Here is a 22,697-nt window from a genome sequence, read left to right as displayed (position 1 = left end):
CGAGGTTCCCCTTCGACAGGCTCAGGTCACACCTCACCATGTGGGATGCGGCCATGCCACCGTAGAGGAATGGATCCCAGTGACAAGCACTGGGATGACGGGTTGCTTGGCTGTTGGCAGTCAAATATTCAACCTCTCCGCTTGGCAGAAGCATATACGGTAGCGGAAAAAAACAGCCCGACCCCCGTCATCCCAGTGCTTGTCACTGGGATCCATTCCTCTACCTCTCCATGAGGACAGGGGTACCAAATCGGAATTCAGGCGATCCCATCAAAACATGATCGCTCTATAGGACAAGTTTCCATCAAACCGTGAGTATCAAAGCAAGAACCGGATAGCTGGGCTCGTCGCCCGCCCGTAGACCTCCTGTTGCAAACCGACAGGAGATCACATCATGGAACTAAAAAACAAATCGATCATCATCACCGGTGCGAGCAGTGGGATTGGCGCGGCGGCAGCGGTGTTGTTTGCGGCGGAGGGGGCCAATGTGGTTCTCGGCGCGCGCCGGGCGGCGGAGCTGGAAGCGCTTGCGGATGAGATCAACAGAGGCGGCGGCGAGGGCAGGGCGGTGTTGCTTGCAGGCGACGTGCGCGAGGAGGGCTATGCCGCTGCCCTCGTGGATATGGCGGTAACGACGTTCGGCGGGCTGGACGGGGCGTTCAACAATGCGGGCATTGTCGGGGAAATGCAGCCGGTGGGCGAGATGACGCTTGCCAATTGGAGCGATGTCATTGCGATCAACCTGACGAGCGCATTTCTCGCCGCCAAGGCACAGATACCGGTCATGAAGAAGCAGGGCAGAGGCTCGATCGTCTTCACCTCCAGCTTTGTCGGGTTCGGCAATGGCGGGCTGCCGGGCATGAGCGCCTATGCGGCATCGAAGGCGGGACTCATCGGCTTCACACAGTCGCTTGCGTCAGATCACGGGCCGGATGGCGTTCGTATCAACGCGCTGCTGCCGGGCGGAACGATCACGCGTGTCGCCGGGGATGCCAAACCAGAGTTCCTGGAGTTCGTCGGCAATCTGCATCCGATGAAGCGCATGGCGGAGGCGAGGGAAATCGCACAGGCGGCGCTGTTCCTGTTGTCGGACCGGGCGAGCTTCGTGACGGGAAGCCCGATGCTGGCCGATGGGGGGATGTCGGTGCGGCTGGTTTAGCGGACTGTATGTATAGAACATCTGGGACCGTTGGCGGGACAGCGCCCCCCTCTGTCCTGCCGGACATCTCTCCCGCAAAGGGGGGAGATTGGCTGGCATCAATGACGGTTCTCTATTCTTCAACGTATGTGATTAGCTTCGCGCGCCCATGAAGGCTAATCTCCCCCCTTGCGGGGGAGATGGGCGGCAGCCCAGAGGGGGGCGCTGTCCCGCCGAGATTTCCGTTTATTGGATTAACCGCGATCCGCCGACAGATGCAGCGGTGCGCCTACCCTCAACTCATGCTCCCCAATCGTCACAATTTTCCCGCTCGCATCCACGATCCCGCGTTCGGTCCAGTGGCAGATCCACGCGCCATTCTTTTTCCCGATATTGAACAGATTGAACCGCGCGGCGGGGCGGCTGGCGCCGAAGCCTTGCGAGGCGGAGGGCACGCAGATGACGGGCACCGGCCCTGAGGGACCGTCGATCTCGTAACGGGTCGCCCGATGGGTGTGGCCGTGCAGGATCAATTCCGCGCCGTGCTGGCGGATCACTTTCTGGAAGCGGCCTATGCCGAACAATCTTTTATGGGCTCGCGCCGCCCCGCGCACGGGCGGGTGATGAATCATGACGACGCGGAAGAGGCCGCGTTTGCCCGCTTCGTCCAGCATCTCCGCCAGCCGCACGGCCTGGCGGCGGCTGAAATCGCCGCTCGCCAGAAAGGGCGCGGTGGCGCGGGCGGAGGAGACGCCGATCAGCGCCACGCCCTCGCGCGCGCGCATATAGGGAAATTCGACCCGGTCACCTTGATTATCGACGCCGTCGCCGCGCATCCATGGCTCCCAGGCGCGGCAGGCCTTGTCGAGCGCGCCCGGCACATAGGCGTCGTGATTTCCGGGGACGAGCGAGACATTGGCGGGATCGCCCAGCGTCTCCAGCCACAACCGCGCCGCCTCGATTTCCAGATCAAGCGCGAGATTGACGAGATCGCCCGTGACGGCAATATGGTCGGGCTTCTCGGCGTGCATGGCGAGCGTGAGGTTGCCGAGCGCATCGCCCGTCATCGTGCCCCGCCGGTGGCGGATCCAGTTGACATAGCCGGTGATACGCTTGGACATCAATTCCCGGTAGGTAACGCCGGGCAGGGGCGAAAGATGGATGTCGGATATGTGGGCCAGCTTGAACATGCCTTACGGTGTAGCCTTTGATATCAGATAAAAGCAAGGAAAGGCCCGGTATGGCGGATATTGCAACGAGGCTGCGGCGCAGGCTTTTCCACACCTGGTTTCTCCTCAGGCGGTCGATGACGCTGGGCGTGCGCGCGGTGGTGCTGGACGAAAAGGCGGGGACGGTCTTCCTCATCCGCCACACCTATGTGCCGGGCTGGCATTTTCCGGGCGGCGGGGTGGAGACGGGCGAGACCTTCGGGCAGGCGCTTGCCAAGGAACTCAGCGAAGAGGGCAATATCGAACTGACCGGCCCGGCGGAGCTTTTCGGTCTTTATATGAACGCCCATGCGTCGCGACGCGACCACGTGGCGCTGTATGTTTGCCGGAAGTGGCGGCAGACTGCGCCGAAGCTGGCGGACCGCGAGATTGCCGAGGCCGGGTTCTTTGCGCTGGACGATCTGCCCGAGGGCGTTACACCTTCGACGCGGCGGCGGCTTAAGGAAATACTTGAAGGGGAGACGCCGTCCGAGACGTGGTGAAAAGGCGAGTCGTTTGAATCGGTTGGGCGGACTTGTTGGGAAAGTGATTCAGCGTTTTCGCGTGTGAGACCCCCCTCTGCCCTGCCGGGCATCTCCCCCACAAGGGGGGAGATTGGCCTTCATTGATGACGGCGCTTTCTTCTGCGACGTATGCGATTGGAGGCGAGGCGAATGACAGCCAATCTCCCCCCTTGTGGGGGAGATGTCCGGCAGGACAGAGGGGGGTACTGTCCCGCCGGGGTTTATTATGAGCGCATTAAAACCGATACGTCACGCCCGCGCCGATCAGCCATGGATCGAGCTTGGCCTCGCCGGAAATCGCCGTGCCGTCGGCCAGTGTTGCGTCGAAGTCGGGCTTCAGGAACAGCTTCTTCACGTCGAAGTTCACGCCCCAGTGCTGGTCGATCATGTAGTCGAAGCCGACCTGCAGCGCCGCGCCGAAGGTGTTTTTCACGTCGAGATCGCGCAGGGCGCCGTTGCCGTCCTGGTTATAGAAGATCGTGTAGTTCACGCCCGCGCCGACATAGGGCTTGAATGCGCCGAAATTGGTGAAATGGTACTGCATCGTCAGCGTGGGCGGCAGCAACCAGACTTCGCCGATCTTGCCGAGCCCACCGATCGCGCCTTCGCCGTTCACATTGGCCTTGGTGGTGCCGAGGATCAGTTCAGCCGCCAGATTGTCGGTGAAGTAATAGGTGATATCCAGCTCCGGCACGATCGTGTCCGAATAGGAGAGGTCGGAGCCCGGAATCTGGTCGACGCTGCCGCTGTCATTGGTGACGACCCCCAGCGCCCGTAGACGGAACTGCCACGGGCTCAATGCCGCCGGCGCTTCCGCCTGTGGGGCTTGCGGTGCGGCCACCACCGCGTCCGCCGCATTGGCCTGCCCCGTGAGGAAAAGCGCCGCCGCCGCTGCCAGCCCCCGCGCCATGCCATTCAACTCTTTCATGATCCTCTCTCCTTGATCGTTGATTATTTATGCGGGCACCATGGTCCCGCGGGGGAGGAGGGCGTTTGACGCAGGTCAACGATGGGGGCGGTGATGCGAAAGGCGGAGAATGGTGTGATAAATCTGCAACGGACGCCCCTCCAGCCGTCATTCTCGGGCTTGTCCCGAGAATCTGTCCTAAGGAAGAGATAAGTCGTTCCCGTACTGATGGATTAAGCCTTGGTGGATTCTCGGGACAAGCCCGAGAATGACGGTTGGAGGCGCGGGGCCGGATGGAAACGGTCCGGCAACCACTTGAGATTTATTTTATTTACGCTGGCGTCTTTTGATGCTAAGGAGCCGAACGATCCAATGGGCCGAGATGGCCCGCATTTGGGAGAGATGTTTTGACAGGGATGCTCTTCATCCGACGATGAACCGGACCGGCGCTGAAAAGTGCTGTTGCACCTGTCTGCGCGGCCTGAGGGTTGCGCCCGATTTCTCCAATTGCGATTTGTTGCCATGCAGCCCCTTGAACTAACCTACGCGCAGGAAGAATCTGCGCATAATCCTGAAATCGAAGCCATCAATGCCGAGGCCTTCGGGCCGGGGCGTTTCGTGCGCGCTTCCTATCGCATCCGCGAGGGCGGGCCGCATGACCGCGCGCTGTCCTTCGTCGCGCTGCATGGCGGTATCGTCATCGGCTCGGTGCGCATGACGCATGTGGTGATCGGCACGACGCCGGCGCTGTTGCTCGGGCCCTTGGCGGTGCGGTCGGAATGGAAAAGCCGCGGAATTGGCCGCGCGCTGATGCGCATGACGATGGAGGCGGCGCGGGTGGCTGGGCATAGGCTGGTCGTGCTCGTCGGCGATGAGCCTTATTACGGGCCGTTCGGCTTTCGCAAGGTCGAGCCGGGGAAGATTTTGATGCCTGCACCCGTCGATTCCAATCGGCTGCTGGCGTGCGAGCTTTATCCGCGCGCGCTGGAGAAGGTGGCGGGGATGGTGAAGCATAGGGATAGGGCGTAAAAGGCTCGCGCCCTCCTTCCCCCCTGCGGGGAAGGTGCGCGTTAGCGGGCGGATGGGGGTGGTGACGTTTGCGCTTCCTTCGAAAACCTTGGCGGCAAGCGTCACCACCCCCCACCCGACCCTTCGGGCCACACTCCCCGCAAGGGGGAGGGAAGAAAAATCACCGCCCCTCGCGATACCACACCCCGCCCAGCACCAGCAGCATGGCGGCCAGAGCCAGGAAGCCGGAGAAGAGTGGCAGGCGGTTTACGCTTTTCAGCGCCGTATCGCCGGTTTCGCGCAGGCCGATCCAGCTTGCGCCGCTTGCCGCGCCTGAACCGCGCACGGTGATGATGCCGGGAACGTCGATGCTCGTCTGGCCTGCTTCCGGACGCAGCCGCCGCACGCTACCGCCGGTCTCCGACGCCAGCGGCTCCAGCTTCGCCATGGTCGAGATGCTATCGGCGAATTCGGGGGCGTCTACGGGGCCGACATGGGCGAGCGTGCTCAAATCGCCATTGGCGATCTGGAACAGGCCGATTTCGCCCGTCTCCAGCGTGCCGGTGAAGATGCCCGGCGCGGATTGCGTCAAGTTCACCTCGGCGGTTTTGCCGGAGGGCGTGACGACGCTCGCCTTGCCGGGATTGTCGCCCAGCGTCTGGCGGCGGATCTGTAGCGTGCCGCCATTGTCGTCGGCGGTCAGCTGCTCCTCCTCCAGTTCCGGCTCCTGCATCAGCCAGTGGGCGATGCGGCGGTAGAGCGCGGCATAGGGCCCGCCGCCTTCGAAGCCGCGCGCCCAGAGCCAGCCCTGATCGGACATGAACATGCCGACGCGGCCCTGGCCGACGCGGTTCAAGACCAGAAGCGGCTTGTTGTCCGCGCCGCTCATGATCACCTGCCCCTCCGGCTGGTCGATGCCGACGATGCGGAACCAGCGGCTCCAATGCGGCGGTTCCTGCGCTCCGCCTTCGAGACCGCGTGTCACCGGATGGCGTTTGCCCAGATCGGTCAGGCGCGGATAAAACGCCTTCTCGGTGACCTCGCCGGTCGGCATCGCCGGAAGCGTGCTTACCAGCGGGGTCTGCGCGATCGACTGGTCGCCGGCATATTCCGAGCCGGCGGCGATGAGAAGCGCGCCGCCATTTTCCACATATTGGCTGATAAAATCGTAATAAATCAATGGCATCACCTCGCGGTGCTGGTAGCGGTCGAGAATGATCAGGTCGAAATCCTCGATCTTCTCGACGAACAGCTCGCGGGTGGGGAAGGCGATGAGCGATAATTCGTGGATCGGCGTGCCGTCCTGCTTTTCCGGGGGGCGCAGAATGGTGAAATGGACGAGATCGACCGACGCGTCGGATTTCAGCAGATTGCGCCAGGTGCGCTCGCCATTGTGCGGCTCGCCGGAGACCAGCAGCACCTTCAGATTGTCGCGGATGCCGTCGATCTTCGCCACGGCGCGGTTGTTGGCGCCGGTGACTTCGCCGGGGAGGGTGTCGGTCCTGATTTCGACGATGTTGACGCCGGCGCGGGGCAGGGTGATCTCGGCTTTCATCTCAGTGCCAATGGTGGCGTTTTCCTCGCTAACCACTTGGCCATTCACGAGAATTTCGACGCGCGCGGTTCCCGTCGCGGCTTCGGATTTTCCTTCGTCGGTAACGGTATAGGTCAGTTCCAGCGGCTTGGTGGCGATGCCGAAGCGCGGTGCGTTGACGAAGCGGATGCGGCGGTCGAATTCATCAGGCGTGCCGGTGATGAGGGCGTGCAGCGGCGCGCTGAAGCCGAGGCCGGCGATGTTCTGCGGGATGTCGTGGACCTGCCCATCGGTGATCAGGATCGCGCCGCCGACGCGGGAGGGGGGCACGTCGCGCAAGGCACCGCCCAGCGCCTGGAACAGCCGGGTGGAGGTGCTGCCGGAACGCCCGGCATCGACCACGCGCACGTCGAATTGCGGGAAATTGCCGAGTTGTTGCCGAACATTCGCCAGAGTCTGGGTGCTATCCGCCTGCCTATTTCCCAAATCCTGGCTCTGACTGCGGTCGACAACGACGGTTACGACGCTTTTCAGCGGCTCGCGCTCCTCATTGACGATGACCGGATTGACGAGGGCAAGCGCCAGCGCGGCCAGCGCGAGAAAACGGATGAACGCGCCGCGACTGCGCAGCACGAGTCCCGCCAACACGAGCAAGGTGAGTGGTGCCAGGATCGCGGCGAGGGTGACCCATGAGAACAGCGGCTGAAAATCGAGGGACGTATGCATAGGTGTTAATTCCTTGGTCGCATGATCTTATCCAAAAAGTCTGCAACTTTTTGGGATCATGCTCAGTTCCCCAGCCGCTCGAGCAGGGCGGGCACGTGCACCTGATCGGATTTATAATTGCCGGTCAGCATGTACATCATGATGTTGACGCCGCCGCGCATGGCATAGGCGCGCTGCATGGGGTCGTTCGGCACGGTGGGAAGCAGCGGCATGCCTTGGCCGTTCACCGCCCAGGCTCCAGCCAGATCATTGGCGGTGATGAGGATGGGGCTGACGCCGTCGCCGACGCGCACCGGGCGATCTTCCCGTTTTTCGCTGTCGGGCGAGGATTGCACCCAGAGCGGGCTGCCGCGATAGCGGCCGGGGAAGTCGGGCATGATGTAGAAGGATTTCGTCAGGACGTGATCATCAGGCACCGGCTCCAGCGGCGGCACGTTCATGCCGTCGAGAATGGCGCGCAGGCGCTGGCCGTTGGGCGTCGTACCGCCGGGTACGGCACCCGCCGCAAGCTCGTCGCGCGTGTCGAAGAGGACCGTTCCCCCGTTCTGCATATAGGCATCGACGCGGGCAATCGCCGCCTCGCTCGGCATGGCAGCGTTCGCCTCCACCGGCCAGTAGATGAGCGGGTAGAAGGAGAGCTCGTCCCGCGCGGGGTCGAGGCCGATGGGCTCGCCCGGCTCCATCGCGGTCTTGTCCTTCAGGAACTGTGTCAGCCCTTCCAGCCCCGCTTTGCTGATGTCGTCCACCGCCTTGTCGCCGGTGACGACATAGGCGAGGTGGGTGGAGGAGACGGCATCGATCATCGCCTTGTCGCCGGGCTTCTCGTCATTATGCGCCTGCTCCTGCGCCAATGCAGGTAAAGCCGTAACGAAGGGTACGGCAGGCAGCAGCAGCAAAAGCGTAACGCCGAGTAGGGCGGCTTTACGCGACGGCAGGCGCAGATGGCCGCCGAGCCAGAGCATCAGCAGCGTATCGAGCGCCAGCAGCAGCGCGGCGGCGGCAAAGAGCGGCCCTCGCAGCGGGAAAGAGGTGTCGGCGGCATAGGCCGTGGTCGTCAGAGGCAAGGAGAGTTTCGGCTCCATCAGCGGCTTTAGCTCGGATTTCGGGCCAAGCAGGTTCAGCGCCCGCAGCGCCTCTTCCGAGCCGTAGAAGCCGGGCGGGTTTTCATAGCTGACCGAGGGGGTGGCATCGGGACTGACGGCGAGGGGCTTCACGTCAGGCGTGGGCGGCGTCATCGCGCCATCCGCTGCCAGAACCAGATAGGGCGGCAGCGAAACATTGGCCGCGCTGGTCTCGGCCCCCACCGCGCCGCGCGAGAGGACGACGAGGCGGCGCAGCATTTCGACGAATGTGCCGCTGATCGGCAGGTTGGACCATCCGGCATCAGGGGCGACATGGAAGAGCACGATGCGGCCCTGATCGCGCGTTTCGCCCGATATGAGCGGGGTGCCATCGGCAAGGCTCGCCCAGGTCTTTTCGATGAGGTCGGCGGCGGGCTCGGCCAGCACCTGCCTGGTGACGGTGACGTCCTTGGGCGTCGGGAGGCCCGCGAAGGGACCCGTCGCCGGGAAGGCCGCGAGGGGCTGCGGCTGCGACCATGACAGCGTGCCGCCCAGCGAGCGCTCGCCGCGCCGTAGCGTCACGGGCAGCAGGGAATCGTCGCTGCTCGCCCCGGCAAGCTTTGGCCCGGCGAAACGGATCAATGTTCCGCCTTTTGACACCCAGTCGACGATCCGCTCCTCGGCGGCCTGCGGCAGCTTGCCGATATCGGCCATGATGAGCACGGACGGCTTCTGGTCGAGAAGCTCCGGCACCGCCTCGCTCAAATCCGTGGTGCGCGGCTCGATCAGATCGGCATAAGGCTGGAGCGCGCGGGAGATGTAATAGAGCGGTGATAGCAGCGGCTGGGCGGCGGCGACATCGGCCTCTGTGCCGGAAAGGAGCGCCACGCGGCGGCGCTTGGAGTTGTCGTCGAGAAGATGCGTCGCTGCAGCCTGCCCGGCGCTCTCGATGCGCACGCTGGCGAAATCATTGCGCAGTTCGATGGGGGCCTGGAGGCGGGCCTGCGCCGTGGTTTCTCTGGGTGCGAAGACAAGCGGCGCTTCGGCAATGTGGCGGCCCTTGGCGTCGAGCGCGGCGACGGTGGCGCGCATGGGCGCGGCGGAACCGGCGGGGCGCACGGCGTTGACGGTGAGTGCGTCCGCGCCATTCTCGACCGAAACGATGCCTGCAAGGTCGCTGGTATCGGGCTTGTACCAGAGCATGGAGGCTGCGCCGCTGCCATCGAGCTGCTGGACGGCGGCTTCCGCACCAGGCGTTTCGATGCCGTCATTCAAATAGGCGATTCGCGTACCCGGCGTTACGGTGATTGCGGCGGCGAGGCGCTTGAACGCTTCCTCGCGATCGACCGGGATGGGGCGGGGCTGCAACGCCTGCAGGCGTTCGCGCGCGCCTACGGCGTCGAACGGGCCGATTTCGGCATTGGGCCGCTCCGCCGTGCCGATAAGATAGATCGGCGCGCCCGAGCGCTCAGCATCGCTGATCAGCCGCTCCGCCGCAGCCTGCCGCTCGGTCCAGTCCTTCGCCGAGGCCCAGCCATTGTCGAGCACGATGGCGACGGGCTCATTCCCCGACAGCGTGGCGGGACGCGGATTCCATACGGGTTGGCTCAACGCCAGGATGACCAGCGCGGCGATAACGAGACGCAGCAGCGTCAACCACCACGGGCTGCGGTTGGGCGTTTCCTCGCTTTTCAGCACATGGGCGAGGATTTTGAGTGGCGGAAATACTTCCTTTTGCGGCGGCGGCGGCGTCATGCGCAGCAGCCACCAGATCACCGGCAGGGCGATCAGCCCGGCGAGAATGGCCGGCGCGCCGAAGGCGAAGGGGAGCGCGTTCATGCCGCGCCTCCGCCCAAATGCATATGCACCCGCATCAGCGCTTCTGAAGCCGGGCGGTCGGTGCGGTTGACGGTGTAGCTCCAGCCAAGCCTGCGGCAGAAAGCGGCGAGCGTGTCGCGGCGGGCGAGGTAAAGCCGCCGGTATTCCTCGGCGTAGGATTCCGCCCGGCCCGCCGTGATCCGTGCGCCGGTCTCGGGGTCGCGAAATTCGGTGCGGCCGGAATAGGGGAAGGCTTCCTCCGCCGGGTCGGCGATTTCGACGAGGTGGGCATGGGCGCCGCGCCGCGCCAGGCGGTCGAGCAGCGCCAGCGATTCATCAACCGGATGGAGAAAATCGCTGACGAGCACGACGTCGGAAAAGCGCCTGATATTGCCGACATCGGGCAGGGGGGCGAGATTGGCGGAGTGGGAAAGTGCGGTCGCAAGTCTCTCTGCGCCGTTGCGGGCCGAGAATGGATCGATGACGCCCGGAAAGGCGATGCGCTCGCCGCCGCGCGACAGAAGCTCCGCCAGCGCCAACGTGACGATCAGCGAGCGCCACTCCTTGGAAACATCGGTATGGCTGGACTGGTAGAGCATGGAGGCGGAAGGATCGGCCCAGAGCCAGACCGTATGCGCCGCTTCCCATTCGCGGTCGCGCACATAGGTATGGTCGTCGCGGGCGGAGCGCCGCCAGTCGATGCGCGACAGCGCCTCGCCCTGGGTATAGGGGCGGAACTGCCAGAAATTCTCGCCCATGCCGCGCCGCCGTCGGCCATGCCAGCCGGAAACGGCGGTATTCGCCACGCGCCGGGCCTCGACCAGGAGGTCGGGCACCATCGCGGCGCGCTGCCTGGCGCGGGCAAGCGCGTCGCTTTTGGCGACCGGCTCAACCTCTCGCCCGAGCGCCGCCATCAAATGGCTGCCTTCACAAGATTGCCGATGACGTCACGGACATTCATGCCATCGGCACGGGCGGCGAAGGTCAGCGCCATGCGGTGCTGGAGCACGGGCTCGGCCAGCGCCTTCACATCGTCGACGGAGGGGGCGAGGCGGCCATCGTAAAGCGCGCGGGCGCGGGCGCAGAGCATCATCGCCTGGCTGGCGCGCGGGCCGGGGCCCCAGGCAATATGGCGGTCAGCCTCGGCATTGCCCGCGCCGGGGCGGGCGGAGCGCACCAGTTTCAGAATGGCGTCCACGACCGTTTCCGAAACCGGCATGCGGCGGATGAGCGTCTGCATCTCCTTCAACCTTGTGGCACTGATGACAGTGCTCGCCTTCGCCTCCGAAGTACCGGTGGTTTCCAGGAGAATGCGCCGCTCGGCCTCGAGTTCCGGATAGAAAATGTCGATCTGCATCAGGAAGCGGTCGAGCTGCGCCTCGGGCAGCGGGTAGGTGCCTTCCTGCTCCAGTGGGTTCTGCGTCGCCAGCACGTGGAAGGGCGAGGGGAGGTCGTGGCGCTCGCCTGCGACCGTCACATGATATTCCTGCATCGCCTGCAAAAGCGCGGACTGCGTGCGCGGGCTGGCGCGGTTGATCTCGTCCGCCATCAGCAACTGGGCGAAGATTGGACCTTTGATATAGCGGAAGGAGCGGCGGCCATCGGCATCCTGCTCCATCACTTCCGAGCCGATGATATCAGATGGCATCAGATCGGGGGTGAACTGGATGCGGCGCTCATCGAGGCCCAGCACCGTGCCCAGCGTCTCCACCAGCTTGGTCTTGGCGAGACCGGGGAGCCCCACCAGCAGCGCATGCCCACCCGCCAGCAGCGCCACCAGGGTGCGCTCGACCACGCTTTCCTGGCCGAAGATGACGGTGCCCACGCCTTCGCGGATTTTCGCGATGTCGGCCAGCGCGCGCTCGGCTTCGGCAACGAGGGCTTTGGGGTCGATGGTGCCGGTCTTTTCAATAACGCTCATATTTCCCTCTCAATCTTCCGCCGCCAAGCGCCCTCGTGGTTCGAGGCGAATTCCGCTGCGCTCCATTCGCACCTCACCATGAGGGCTATTGGAGCGTCGATGCTCTCATCCTCACAGTGAAGCCGCAAGGCGCCCTTTCACCCTCATGGTGAGGTGCGACCGAAGGGAGCCTCGAACCACGAGGGTGAAAGGGCATCATAGTCCGCAAATAGGTTAAACGACTGTGACCTGCTGACAAGCCGTGAGACGGTGACTATTTGATGGCGTATCCTTAACGATCGATGGATAATTCGAGTCGCATGGAAAAGGGCCAGGGACATTCTCAAGCGGACGGCGAAAAGGTTTCCGGGCTGGAGGCGCTGATTTCGCGCGCGCGGGCCGAGGCGGGCGAAAAGGGCCTGCCGCCGGTGGAGATGTGGAATCCCGATTTCTGCGGCGATATCGACATGGAAATCCGCGCCGACGGCACATGGTTCTACATGGGCACGCCGATTGGCCGCCAGCCCTTGGTGCGGCTGTTTTCGACTATCCTGCGCAAGGATGAGGACGGTCGGACCTATCTCGTCACGCCTGTGGAAAAAGTCGACATCAGGGTGGAGGATGCGCCGTTCCTGGCCGTCGAGATGAGCGTGACGGGAGAGGGCGCGACTCAGGCGCTGACCTTCCGCACCAATGTGGGCGATGTGGTGGAGGCCGGGCCGGAGCACCCGCTGCGTTTCGAGATCGCGCCGGAGAATGGCGGGCTGAAGCCGTATTTGAGGGTGCGCGGGCGGTTGGAGGCCTTGCTGGCGCGGCCAGTGATGTATGATCTGGTGGCGCTGGGAGAGGAAATGGAAATTGAGGGGCGGTTGATGTTCGTGGTGCGGTCGCGGGGGGCGGTGTTTACGATTATGGCTGCGGAAGGGTTGAAGGGGGATATGGTTTGATGGCAGCGCAGTTTACCCCCCTCTGTCCTGCCGGACTGGCCGCGCGCCCTCCCTCCCCCTTGCGGGGAAGGTGGCCCGAAGGGCCGGGTGGGGGTGGTGACGTTTGCGCCACTTTCTCCAGCAAAAGCGCAAACGTCACCACCCCCATCCGTCCGCTAACGCGCCCACCTTCCCCGCAAGGGGGAAGGAGGGCGCCAGCGCGGCCCCCTCGGGCAGAGGGGGGTATCGCCTCGCCGACATTTCCATTCAAGGGGAACGCATGAACGACACCATTTCCATCTCCGACCGCGCGCCATGGCTTGCCAACAAACATTTGCAGGCGCTGCTGGCGGCGCTTTGCGAGGGCGGGGAGGAGGCGCGAATTGTCGGCGGGGCGGTGCGCAATACGCTGATAGGCGAGAAAGTGGGCGATATCGATATCGCGACGACCACCTTGCCTGACGAAACCGCGAGGCGGGCCACCGCGCTCGGCTTCAAGGCGGTGCCGACCGGGATCGACCACGGAACGGTGACGGTCGTGGCCGCGGGCAAGCCCTATGAGGTGACGACGCTGCGCGCCGATGTGGAGACTGATGGCCGCCGGGCCAAGGTCGCCTTCGGCCGCGACTGGAAGGCGGATGCGGAGCGCCGCGACTTCACCATCAATGCGCTTTACGCGCGGGCGGACGGAACGGTGATCGACCCGGCCGGTGGCCTCAAGGATATCGAGGCGCGGACGCTGCGCTTCATCGGCGACGCGGAGACGCGTATCCGCGAGGATTATTTGCGCATACTGCGTTTCTTCCGCTTTTTTGCCTGGTACGGCTCGGGGCGGCCCGAAACGCAGGGGCTCAAAGCCTGCAACCGGCTAAAGGATGGGCTGACTGGTCTGTCCAAGGAGCGGGTGTGGGAGGAGATCAAGAAGCTCCTCTTAGCGCCCGACCCTTCGCGCGCGCTGCTCTGGATGCGGCAGACGGGGGTTCTCACCCTTATACTGCCCGAAAGCGAGAAATGGGGGATCGACGCCATTCATGGCCTGGTGCGCGCCGAACAGGATCTGGGCTGGCCGGCTGACCCGCTGCTGCGGCTGATGAGCATCGTGCCGCCGAACGCGGAGCGAATGGAGGCGCTGGGCGCGCGGCTCAAAATGTCCAATGCCGAGCGGGCGCGGCTAGAGGCTTGGGCGCGGGCCGGTACGGTGGGGCCGGAATTTTCCGAACAGGCGCTGAAGAAGATCGTCTATCGCGGCAACAAGCAGGCCGTGCGCGACCGCATCCAACTGGTCTATGCGGCGGCGCGGCAGGAGGCAATCGGCAGCGACAAGGCGATGATCCGCGCTGGCGGCTTCGCGCGCCTTCTAGAGGCTGTGGATGGCTATGAAGCGCCCGTGTTTCCGGTGACGGGCGGCGATCTGCTGGCGCTGGGTGTCAAAAAGGGACCAAGGCTTGGAGAGATGCTGCGGTCGCTTGAGACAATCTGGATCGATTCCGGTTTTAAACTTGACCGCGAGGCGCTGCTGGGCAAGGTTAACGGAAATGAAACGAACAGTTGATGGCCGGCAAAACTAAGCCGCAATCGTTCTCTATTGCGCCCGGCGCAGAGTGTTCTTGTTGGAGTTGAGTGAAATGACCAGTCTCGATCCATCGATACAGCAACAAGCCTCATCCGAAGCCCAGCAGAAATTCGGAACCGAGGGCATCGCGCCCATGGAGCGGCCAAGCCCGATCACCCGCTTCTTCATGGCCATCGTTGCCTGGGCCGAGCGGCTCAATCTGAAATATGCCAAGCTCGGTAATCCGCCGGTTTATGACAACGCGACCTTTCCCTGGGCGGCTGACATCGAGAAGGAATGGCCGCTCATCCGCAGGGAATTGGACAAGGTGCTGGAGCGCCAGAGCGAGCTGCCCTCCTTCCATGACATTTCGACCGATGTGAAGACCATTTCCTCGGACAATCGCTGGAAGACCTTCTTCCTGCTCGGCTTCGGCGTGAAGTCGGAGCAGAACATCAAGGCCTGCCCGGAAACCTGGCGCATCGTCAACAAGATACCGGGCCTGACGACGGCGATGTTCTCGATCTTCGAGCCGGGCAAGCACCTGCCGCCGCATCGCGGGCCTTATAATGGCGTGCTGCGGCTACATCTGGGGCTGATCGTGCCGGAGCCGAACGACAAGCTCGCCATCCGCGTCGACAAGCAGGTATGCCACTGGCACGAGGGCAAGGTGCTGATCTTCGACGACGCCTATGAGCACGAGGCATGGAACCATACGGACAAGACGCGCGTGGTGCTGTTCGTCGATTTCGTCAAGCCGCTGAAATTCCCGGCGCGTTTCGTCAACTGGTGCCTGATGAACCTCGCTATCTTCACGCCCTTCATCAAGGAGGGGCTGGACAACCACAATGAGTGGGAAAAGAAATTCTATGCCGAGGCCGAAAGGCTGCGCAACCAGCCGAAGACGTGAAGCATTTGACTTCCGGCAGCGGCGCTTTTAGATGAGCGGAAGGAGCCTTTTAGGCCCCTTTTGCCTCGAATACGGAATTGTTGATGTCTCAGATTGTGGGAAGCCTCTGATCGTTCCGAACGATTGCCGCGTTGAGCGACGCTGACGGCGTTCTCTTCGGTTACGTTCAGGAGCGGAAACAGCATTGGCCGAGGGCGGGTGTTTCCTGTCCGCGCGCGCCGGTGCTTGTCATGGTTTCCATCCAGGCATTAACGACGATGAATATCTCACGCATTGAACAGCGCGTGCTGCACGTGCTGGCGCAAGGCGGCTATATCCGCCATCTGCGCGAAGACGGACGCATCACCGAAATCGAATGCTTCACCCGCGAAGGCTATGTGCTGGCCGACTGCACGATGGCGGTCTTCCAGCAATTGCGGCGAAAACGGCTGATCGAATCCCGCTCCGGCGGTCCCTATCGCATTTCCATGCAGGGGCGGCTGAATGTGCGGGCGCAGGCTAATAACAGGTGAAGGGGAGGGGCCGGGTGACCGGCTCCTTTCATTTCTTTAGGAGGGAATCGAGCTTTTAGCAGTTCTGATTTGAGATGCTGGCGGGACAGCGCCCCCCTCTGCCCTGCCGGGCATCTCCCCCGCAAGGGGGGAGATTGGCTGGCACGACGATCACCGCACATATTGCGACATTTGCGATTGGTGCGGGACGGCTATGACAGCGTAATCTCCCCCCTTGCGGGGGAGATGTCCGGCAGGACAGAGGGGGGCGCTGTCCCACCGAGCTTTCAATGGAGGCGCCCGCCACTCACGGCCACTTCACCGCCGGCGGCATGGACGACAGGATCGCATCGACATTCCCGCCCGTCTTCAGACCGAAGATGGTCCCGCGGTCGTAGAGCAGGTTGAACTCGACATAGCGGCCGCGGCGGACGAGCTGTTCGTGCCGGTCCTCCGCGGTCCAGTCGAGGTTGAAATTCTGCCGCACGATATGCGGATACATCACCAGGAAGCCGCGCCCGACGTCGCGGGTGAAGGCGAAATCTGCGTCCCAGCCGCCGGCTTCCTCGGGCGAATGCAGCCAGTCGAAGAAAATGCCGCCGATGCCGCGCGGCTCGTTGCGGTGGGGCAGGAAGAAATATTCGTCGCACCATTGCTTCAACTTGTCGTAATCGGCGACATGGGCGTGGCGGTCGCAGACGAGCTTGAACGCCTTGTGGAAGGCGATGCTGTCGGGGTCTTCCTGCGTGCGGCGCCGGTCGAGCACCGGGGTAAGGTCCGCGCCGCCCCCGAACCATTGGCGCGAGGTGACGACCATGCGCGTGTTCATGTGCACGGCGGGGACGTTGGGGTTCTGCGGATGGGCGATGAGCGAAATGCCTGACGCCCAGAAACGCGGGTCTTCTTCCGCGCCGGGAATTTGCGAACGGAATTCGGGGCTGAACTCGCCGAACACGGTCGAGACATGGACGCCGACCTTCTCGAAGACGCGGCCATACATCATGGACATCACACCGCCGCCGCCCTTGCCCTCGTCGCGCTGCCAGGGGGTACGCACAAAACGGCCGGGCTCGCGGTCGGAAAGCGGGCCTTCGAGCTCGTCCTCGATCTGCTCGAAGGTCGCGCATATCTTGTCGCGCAGTTCCTCGAACCAGGCCCTGGCGATGGCTTTCTTCTCTTCGAGGTCGGGGGGGAGGATGGCGGGAATTTCGGGACGCTGCATTGGAAATTATATCCTTTTTTATGACTTTCTAACAAAATAATCGATATGCGGCAAAGGGATAAAGGCTGGCAGGGTTAACCGCGCCTGCGCATAAATGACTCGTATTTCGGGTTTTTCCACGCTAGGCTCAACCTAGGAAGGGTTAGTCAAGGGTTCGTCATGATTGCCAATCTGCCCCGCCCGCCGCTCAACGGCCTGCGCAAGCGCCTGCGGGAAAGCCGCGCCCAGAAGGAGCGCCTGCCGCGCGACGGCTTCATCCGCGAGACATTCACCTTGCCGCGCCACGACGCCCGCGAAAAGGCGCGCGAATGGTTCACCCAGTTCCCCAAAGCCGCCTATTGGACCGAAATCGAAAGCTGGTGCGAGCGCCCGGACGATGTGATCGAGTTTACGATGCGGCGGCTGCCGACGGCGGATTAATATCTCTCATGGTTTGACGGAACAGCGCCAAGCGCCCTCGTGGTTCGAGGCTCTCCTTCCCCTTCGACAAGCTCAGGGTCAGGGTCGCACCTCACCATGAGGGCTACTGAAACGCTGCGACCCCTCCGCCATCGTTCTGAAGCGCCGGGGCGTCCCTTCACCCTCATCCTGAGGTGCTCGCGCAGCGAGCCTCGAAGGGCGAGGGTGAAGGGGTTGCCAGGGCTGCGCGTTCTCTCTGGCCACTTGGGCATGACGGCAGTAGTGCGCCGCAACGTGGTTCTAAGTGTCTCCGTGGATATTGCCGGGCGTGATATCCGCCAAGAGTCCTTCAAGCCTGTCTTCCCGCTGGTCAAGCTGCCGCAGAGCCTCTCCCGCCGCCATTGCCGCCGTGAGGGCGAGATTGAGCGAGCGGGCGTTTTTCACCATGGGAATCAGCAGCCGCGCGTCGGCGCTTTCATGCACATGGTCGGGGACGCCGGAGGATTCGCGACCGAACAGCAGCACGTCGCCGGGCTTGAAGGCGAAGCGGGTATAGGGTTCGGCGGCCTTGGTGGAGAACAGCACCAGACGGCGGTTTTCGCGCTTGCGCCAAGCTTCGAAATGCGCCCAGTCGAGATGGCGGGTGAGGGCGGCCTGCTCCAGATAGTCCATCCCGGCGCGTTTCAAGGCCCGGTCGGAAATGTCGAAGCCGGCGGGTTCGATCACGTCTACGGCTATGCCAAGACAGGCCGCCATGCGAAGGATGGTGCCTGTGTTGCCGGGGATGTCGGGCTGGTAAAGGGCGATGTGGAGGGGCATGGGGATGTCTCAGGGAGGGACTTAATGCGGAAACGCCAGCGAACAGCGTTGGATGACCGTTCGCGCCTTCCCTCCCCCTTGCGGGGAGGGTGGCCCGAAGGGTCGGGTGGGGGTGGTGACGTTTACTCTATTGTCTCCAGCAAATGCGCTAGCGTCACCACTCCCATCCGCCCGCTAACGCGGGCACCTTCCCCGCAAGGGGGAAGGAGGGTGCGAACTTGTCTGCGCTCATTCGCAGCCATCAGCCTGCCTCCAATCAGTGGATGACAATGTGATGCATCCGCCACAAAAGAGCAATGCGCGGGGTAATCTGAGTGCAAACACTCGCCAAGTTCAACGGAATTGGCTATGCCGAGGCCCGATATTTGAGGTTTCGTCATGTTCCGCTGGTTCGAAGACAGAATTTACCCCTATCCCGAGGCTGAGCTTGAAACGCCGCCGCGCACGCTTCTTGCGTTCTGCCTTTATTATACCAAGGGCATGCGGCTGTGGCTCGGGCTGATGGCGCTTGGGGCGGCTTCCATTGCCGTTCTCGAAGTGTCGCTGTTCGCATTCATGGGCAATATCGTCGACTGGCTCTCGCACCAGTCGCGCGAGACGTTCCTTGCCAATGAAGGCTGGCGGCTGGCGCTGATTGCGGGCGTGGTGCTGGTCCTGCTGCCGGGCGTGGTGCTCCTGCACAACCTCGTGATCCACCAGACGCTACTCGGCAATTTCCCGATGCGCGTACGCTGGATGATCCATCGCTATCTCATCCGTCAGTCGATGGCCTTCTTTCAGGACGAGTTCGCGGGGCGCGTCTCGACCAAGCTGATGCAGACGGCGCTCGCCGTGCGCGAGACGGCGATGAAGCTGCTCGACGTGCTCGTCTATGTCATCGTCTATTTCAGCGGCACGCTCATCATCGCCGCCTCGGCGGACTGGCGGCTGATGGTGCCGTTCGTGCTGTGGCTGCTGAGCTATATCGGGCTGCTGCGCTATTTCATCCCGCGCCTGCGCGTCATCTCCGAAGAGCAGGCGAATGCGCGCTCGTCCATGACGGGCCGGATCGTCGACAGCTACACCAATATCGCCACGGTCAAGCTTTTCTCGCATTCCCGGCGGGAGGAAGAATATGTCCGTGAGAGCCTCGAAAGCTTCCAGGATACCGTCAACCAGCAGATGCGGCTGGTAACGAAGTTCTCCTTCTCGCTCTATTTCATGAACTGCCTGCTGCTTTTTGCGGTCGGCGCCGTGGGCATCGCGCTGTGGCTGGGGGAGGCCGTGGCCATAGGCGCGGTTGCGGTCGGTATTGGACTCGTGATCCGGCTCAACGGCATGTCGCAATGGATCATGTGGGAGATGTCGGCGCTGTTCGAGAATATCGGCACGGTGGAGGATGGCATGAGCACGATCGCCCAGCCGCATCTCATCACCGATGCGCCGGGCGCGCCCGCGCTCCATGTCAAAAAGGGCGAGATCGTCTATGACCATGTCCGCTTCCATTACGGCAAGGACAAGGGCGTGATGGACGATCTGTCGCTGACGATCAAGCCGGGCGAGAAGATCGGCCTTGTCGGGCGCTCCGGCGCGGGCAAGTCGACGCTCGTCAATTTGCTGCTGCGGTTCTACGATGTGGAGGGCGGGCGTATCCTCATCGATGGGCAGGACATTTCCAAGGTGACGCAGGACAGTCTGCGCGCCAATATCGCCATGGTGACGCAGGACACGTCGCTCCTCCACCGCTCCGTGCGCGACAACATCCTCTATGGCCGTCCCGATGCCAGCGAGGAGATGATGCTGGAGGCGGTGAAGCGCGCGGAGGCTGGCGATTTCATCCAGTCGCTGACCGACGCGAAGGGCCGGCGCGGCTTCGACGCGCATGTGGGCGAGCGGGGCGTCAAGCTTTCGGGCGGCCAGCGCCAGCGCATCGCCATCGCCCGCGTCATCCTGAAGGACGCGCCGATTCTCATCCTCGACGAGGCGACCTCCGCGCTCGATTCCGAGGTGGAAGCGGCGATCCAGGATAATCTCTACCGCCTGATGGAGGGCAAGACCGTCATCGCCATCGCGCACCGTCTTTCCACCATCGCCGCGCTCGACCGGCTGATCGTGATGGACAAGGGCCGCATCGTCGAGGACGGCACCCATGAGGCGCTTATCGCCAAGGGCGGCATTTACGCCGGGCTATGGGCTAGGCAGTCGGGCGGGTTCCTGGGGTTTGACGATGAGGCGCAGAGGGAGGCGGCGGCGGAGTAGGGGGCAATAGCGTTTAGAGCCGTTCATGCTTTGCGGGATTCGCCTGAATCTTGTTTTGGCTGGTTGTGGTAATGGAGAGGTAGAAGAATGGATCCCAGTGACGAGCACTGGGATGACGGATTGGATTAGCTGTTGGCTCGCATACCTTCACCCTCTCTACTTGGCAGAATCATATCCGGTTGGCGGAAGCATATCCGGCAGTGGAAAGAACCTCTCCACTGCGTCATCCCAGTGCTTGTCACTGGGATCCATTCCTCTACGGTGACGCGCCACAACGATAGTAGAACGAGACCGTTTCTCTGGAGAGGAAATGCTCCAGGTTCTACTCGCTATTCGCCGTTAACACCCTAAATTGACAATATGAACGCCATTTACCGCCTTTTCGAGCGCTGGGTCGATCCTTTTCGCAAGACGGATGATCTCCGCCCGCCGGGCACGATCATTCGGTTTCTCTGGCACTATGGCCGCCAGGCGAAAGGGCCGCTGGCGCTGGCGCTCGTCGTCGGCGGGCTGATGCCGCTGGTGGAAGCGGGGCTGTTCTACTTCATGGGGCGGCTGGTCGATATATTGAATGAGACGCCGGACCGCAGCTGGGATGCGCTCGTCGCCAAGGCCGGCCCGGAATTCGTCTTCATGGCGGTGACCGTTCTCTTCATCCGTCTTGCCGTGACCATTCTCAACACGCTTCTCGACTGGCAGACGCTGACGTCAGGAGTTTACACCCTGATCCGCTGGCAAGCCAATGCGCATGTGCTGCGCCAGTCCTATGCCTTCTTCCAGAACGATTTCGCAGGACGCATCGCCACCAAGGTATGGCAGGCGGGACAGGCGGCGGGTGATTTCATCCTCGATTTCATCCAGACCGTCTGGTTCATGCTAATTTATAGCGTCACGACGCTGGTGTTGGTCGGCAGCCTCGACTGGCGGCTGGCGGCAATCGTCATCCTGTGGATCGCAGCCTTCGGGATCATCGCGCGCCATTATCTGCCGGTGATCCGCCGGCGCTCCGAAGCGGCCTCCGAGGCCGGGTCGATGATCAATGGCCGCATCGTCGACAGCTATTCCAACATCCAGACGATCAAGCTCAATACGCCCGATGCGGACGAAGCCTATTTGCGCGAAGGGTTCGATCGCTTCCTTGGCGCGGTGCTACCCTTCTACCGTTCCCTGACCGGCGTGCGCGTGGCGCTTACCGCGCTTTCCGGCGTGATGATCGTGGCCGTGGCCGCTTTCTCCATCGATCTGTGGACGCAAAACCTCATGACGGTCGGGGAGCTTTCCTTCACGCTCGGGTTGGTGCTGCGGCTCAACATGCTGCTCCAGCAATTGATGAACCGCTTCAACAGCATGTTGCGGGAGCTGGGTGTGATCGAGAACTCCATGCGCCTCGTCGCCGCGCCGCTGGGGCTGGAGGATCGGCCGGGCGCGAAGCCGTTGAAGGTAAAAAAGGGCGCGATCAAAGTGGAGCACGTCACCTTCCATTATGGCAAGGAGGGCGGGGTGCTCGACGATATCAGCCTCTCGATCAAGGGCGGCGAGCGCGTCGGCCTCGTCGGGCATTCGGGCGCGGGCAAGACGACGCTGATCAATCTGATTCTGCGGCTGTTCGATGTGGAAAAGGGCCGTATCCTCATCGATGGGCAGGATATTCGCGACGTCACCCAGGTCTCGCTGCGGCAGGCTTTCGCGGTGGTCAGCCAGGAAACGGCGCTGCTGCACCGCTCGCTCAGGGACAATATCCTGATTGCGCGCAGCGATGCGACGGAGGAGGAAGTGCTCGCCGCCGCGCGCCAGGCGGAAGCGGAGGAATTCATCGCGTCGCTGGAGGATTTCAAAGGCCGGAAGGCACTGGAGGCCTTTGTCGGCGAGCGCGGGGTGAAGCTTTCCGGCGGCCAGCGCCAGCGCATCGCCATTGCCCGCGCCATTCTGAAAAACGCGCCGATCCTCATCCTCGACGAGGCGACTTCGGCGCTCGATTCAGAGGTGGAGGCGTCGATCCAGGAGAATTTGCGCCGCCTGATGGAAGGCAAGACCGTGATAGCCATCGCCCACCGGCTTTCCACCATCGCCCAGCTCGACCGGCTGATCGTGATGGACCATGGGCGGATCGTGGAGGAGGGGACGCATGAGGAATTGCTGGGGCGAGGCGGGATTTATGCCGGACTGTGGGCGCGGCAGTCGGGCGGGTTTATTGGGGTTGTGAAGTAACGTCCTCGTTCATTTGTTGTTATTTCATGAGTTTTATTGTGCATTTACAATTTATATTTACTTTTTTAAACAAATTGTTCTATTAGTCTATTCATTGGTTTTGCTTTG

General features: G+C 62.8%; 18 protein-coding genes. 10 read left to right on the top strand and 8 right to left on the bottom strand.

Going from position 1 to position 22,697, the window contains the following annotated elements:
• Positions 1–394 precede the first annotated feature (394 nt).
• Positions 395–1,159: an SDR family oxidoreductase gene (locus IEX53_RS18380; RefSeq protein WP_188825637.1), complete on the top strand. Its 765-nt coding sequence runs from the start codon at positions 395–397 to the stop codon at positions 1,157–1,159.
• Between the two features lie 233 nt (positions 1,160–1,392).
• Here the strand turns inward: IEX53_RS18380 and IEX53_RS18375 are convergent, their stop codons facing one another.
• Positions 1,393–2,328: a metallophosphoesterase family protein gene (locus IEX53_RS18375; RefSeq protein ID WP_188825636.1), complete on the bottom strand. Its 936-nt coding sequence runs from the start codon at positions 2,326–2,328 to the stop codon at positions 1,393–1,395.
• Positions 2,329–2,378: 50 nt separating this feature from the next.
• On the opposite strand from IEX53_RS18375, the gene IEX53_RS18370 reads away from it, so the two are divergent.
• Positions 2,379–2,849, top strand: coding sequence for an NUDIX domain-containing protein (locus IEX53_RS18370; protein WP_188825635.1), 471 nt, complete (start codon positions 2,379–2,381; stop codon positions 2,847–2,849).
• Between the two features lie 256 nt (positions 2,850–3,105).
• Here the strand turns inward: IEX53_RS18370 and IEX53_RS18365 are convergent, their stop codons facing one another.
• On the bottom strand, positions 3,106–3,780 hold the full coding sequence (locus tag IEX53_RS18365) for an OmpW/AlkL family protein (protein ID WP_373288686.1): 675 nt from the start codon (positions 3,778–3,780) through the stop codon (positions 3,106–3,108).
• 519 nt (positions 3,781–4,299) lie between these two features.
• On the opposite strand from IEX53_RS18365, the gene IEX53_RS18360 reads away from it, so the two are divergent.
• Positions 4,300–4,806: a GNAT family N-acetyltransferase gene (locus IEX53_RS18360; RefSeq protein ID WP_188825634.1), complete on the top strand. Its 507-nt coding sequence runs from the start codon at positions 4,300–4,302 to the stop codon at positions 4,804–4,806.
• A 160-nt stretch (positions 4,807–4,966) separates the two neighbouring features.
• On the opposite strand, the gene IEX53_RS18355 is transcribed toward IEX53_RS18360, so the two are convergent.
• From IEX53_RS18355 to IEX53_RS18340, 4 genes are all read right to left on the bottom strand, one after another.
• Positions 4,967–7,045, bottom strand: coding sequence for a glutamine amidotransferase (locus IEX53_RS18355; protein WP_188825633.1), 2,079 nt, complete (start codon positions 7,043–7,045; stop codon positions 4,967–4,969).
• A gap of 62 nt (positions 7,046–7,107) precedes the next feature.
• Complete coding sequence (locus tag IEX53_RS18350; RefSeq protein WP_188825632.1) at positions 7,108–9,945, bottom strand: DUF4159 domain-containing protein; 2,838 nt, start codon at positions 9,943–9,945, stop codon at positions 7,108–7,110.
• Positions 9,942–10,838: a DUF58 domain-containing protein gene (locus IEX53_RS18345; protein WP_188825631.1), complete on the bottom strand. Its 897-nt coding sequence runs from the start codon at positions 10,836–10,838 to the stop codon at positions 9,942–9,944. Before IEX53_RS18345 ends, IEX53_RS18350 begins: the two co-directional genes overlap by 4 nt.
• Positions 10,838–11,845, bottom strand: a complete 1,008-nt coding sequence (locus IEX53_RS18340; RefSeq protein WP_188825630.1) for an AAA family ATPase — start codon at positions 11,843–11,845, stop codon at positions 10,838–10,840. Before IEX53_RS18340 ends, IEX53_RS18345 begins: the two co-directional genes overlap by 1 nt.
• A 299-nt stretch (positions 11,846–12,144) precedes the next feature.
• Here IEX53_RS18340 and IEX53_RS18335 point away from each other — a divergent pair, with 299 nt between their 5' ends.
• From IEX53_RS18335 to IEX53_RS18320, 4 genes are all read left to right on the top strand, one after another.
• Positions 12,145–12,771 carry a DUF1285 domain-containing protein gene (locus IEX53_RS18335; protein ID WP_236016263.1) on the top strand — a complete coding sequence of 209 codons (627 nt, stop codon included), beginning with the start codon at positions 12,145–12,147 and terminating at the stop codon, positions 12,769–12,771.
• Between the two features lie 259 nt (positions 12,772–13,030).
• Complete coding sequence (locus tag IEX53_RS18330) at positions 13,031–14,302, top strand: CCA tRNA nucleotidyltransferase (RefSeq protein WP_188825628.1); 1,272 nt, start codon at positions 13,031–13,033, stop codon at positions 14,300–14,302.
• A gap of 73 nt (positions 14,303–14,375) precedes the next feature.
• Positions 14,376–15,212 carry an ornithine lipid ester-linked acyl 2-hydroxylase OlsC gene (olsC, locus tag IEX53_RS18325; RefSeq protein ID WP_188825627.1) on the top strand — a complete coding sequence of 279 codons (837 nt, stop codon included), beginning with the start codon at positions 14,376–14,378 and terminating at the stop codon, positions 15,210–15,212.
• Positions 15,213–15,469: 257 nt separating this feature from the next.
• Positions 15,470–15,724 carry a YjhX family toxin gene (locus tag IEX53_RS18320; protein ID WP_188825670.1) on the top strand — a complete coding sequence of 85 codons (255 nt, stop codon included), beginning with the start codon at positions 15,470–15,472 and terminating at the stop codon, positions 15,722–15,724.
• 286 nt (positions 15,725–16,010) lie between these two features.
• Here IEX53_RS18320 and hemF read toward each other — a convergent pair whose 3' ends face one another.
• The gene (gene hemF, locus IEX53_RS18315; protein WP_188825626.1) at positions 16,011–16,925 is read right to left on the bottom strand and encodes an oxygen-dependent coproporphyrinogen oxidase; all 915 of its coding nucleotides are present in this window, start codon (positions 16,923–16,925) and stop codon (positions 16,011–16,013) included.
• A gap of 159 nt (positions 16,926–17,084) precedes the next feature.
• Here hemF and IEX53_RS18310 point away from each other — a divergent pair, with 159 nt between their 5' ends.
• The gene (locus IEX53_RS18310) at positions 17,085–17,345 is read left to right on the top strand and encodes a hypothetical protein (RefSeq protein ID WP_188825625.1); all 261 of its coding nucleotides are present in this window, start codon (positions 17,085–17,087) and stop codon (positions 17,343–17,345) included.
• Positions 17,346–17,624: 279 nt separating this feature from the next.
• Here IEX53_RS18310 and IEX53_RS18305 read toward each other — a convergent pair whose 3' ends face one another.
• Positions 17,625–18,143 (bottom strand): tRNA (cytidine(34)-2'-O)-methyltransferase, encoded by a 519-nt coding sequence (locus tag IEX53_RS18305; protein ID WP_188825624.1) that lies wholly within the window; start codon positions 18,141–18,143, stop codon positions 17,625–17,627.
• Positions 18,144–18,521: 378 nt separating this feature from the next.
• On the opposite strand from IEX53_RS18305, the gene IEX53_RS18300 reads away from it, so the two are divergent.
• Together IEX53_RS18300 and IEX53_RS18295 are read left to right on the top strand one after the other, a co-directional pair.
• Positions 18,522–20,381, top strand: a complete 1,860-nt coding sequence (locus IEX53_RS18300; RefSeq protein ID WP_188825623.1) for an ABC transporter ATP-binding protein — start codon at positions 18,522–18,524, stop codon at positions 20,379–20,381.
• A gap of 360 nt (positions 20,382–20,741) precedes the next feature.
• The gene (locus IEX53_RS18295) at positions 20,742–22,589 is read left to right on the top strand and encodes an ABC transporter ATP-binding protein (protein WP_188825622.1); all 1,848 of its coding nucleotides are present in this window, start codon (positions 20,742–20,744) and stop codon (positions 22,587–22,589) included.
• The last annotated feature ends 108 nt before the right edge of the window (positions 22,590–22,697 follow it).

Origin of the sequence: Paramesorhizobium endophyticum, assembly GCF_014640615.1 — a bacterium.
GTDB lineage: Bacteria > Pseudomonadota > Alphaproteobacteria > Rhizobiales > Rhizobiaceae > Paramesorhizobium > Paramesorhizobium endophyticum.
Note: the sequence above shows the minus strand (reverse complement) of the source record. Positions and strands in the feature narration are given on the sequence as shown.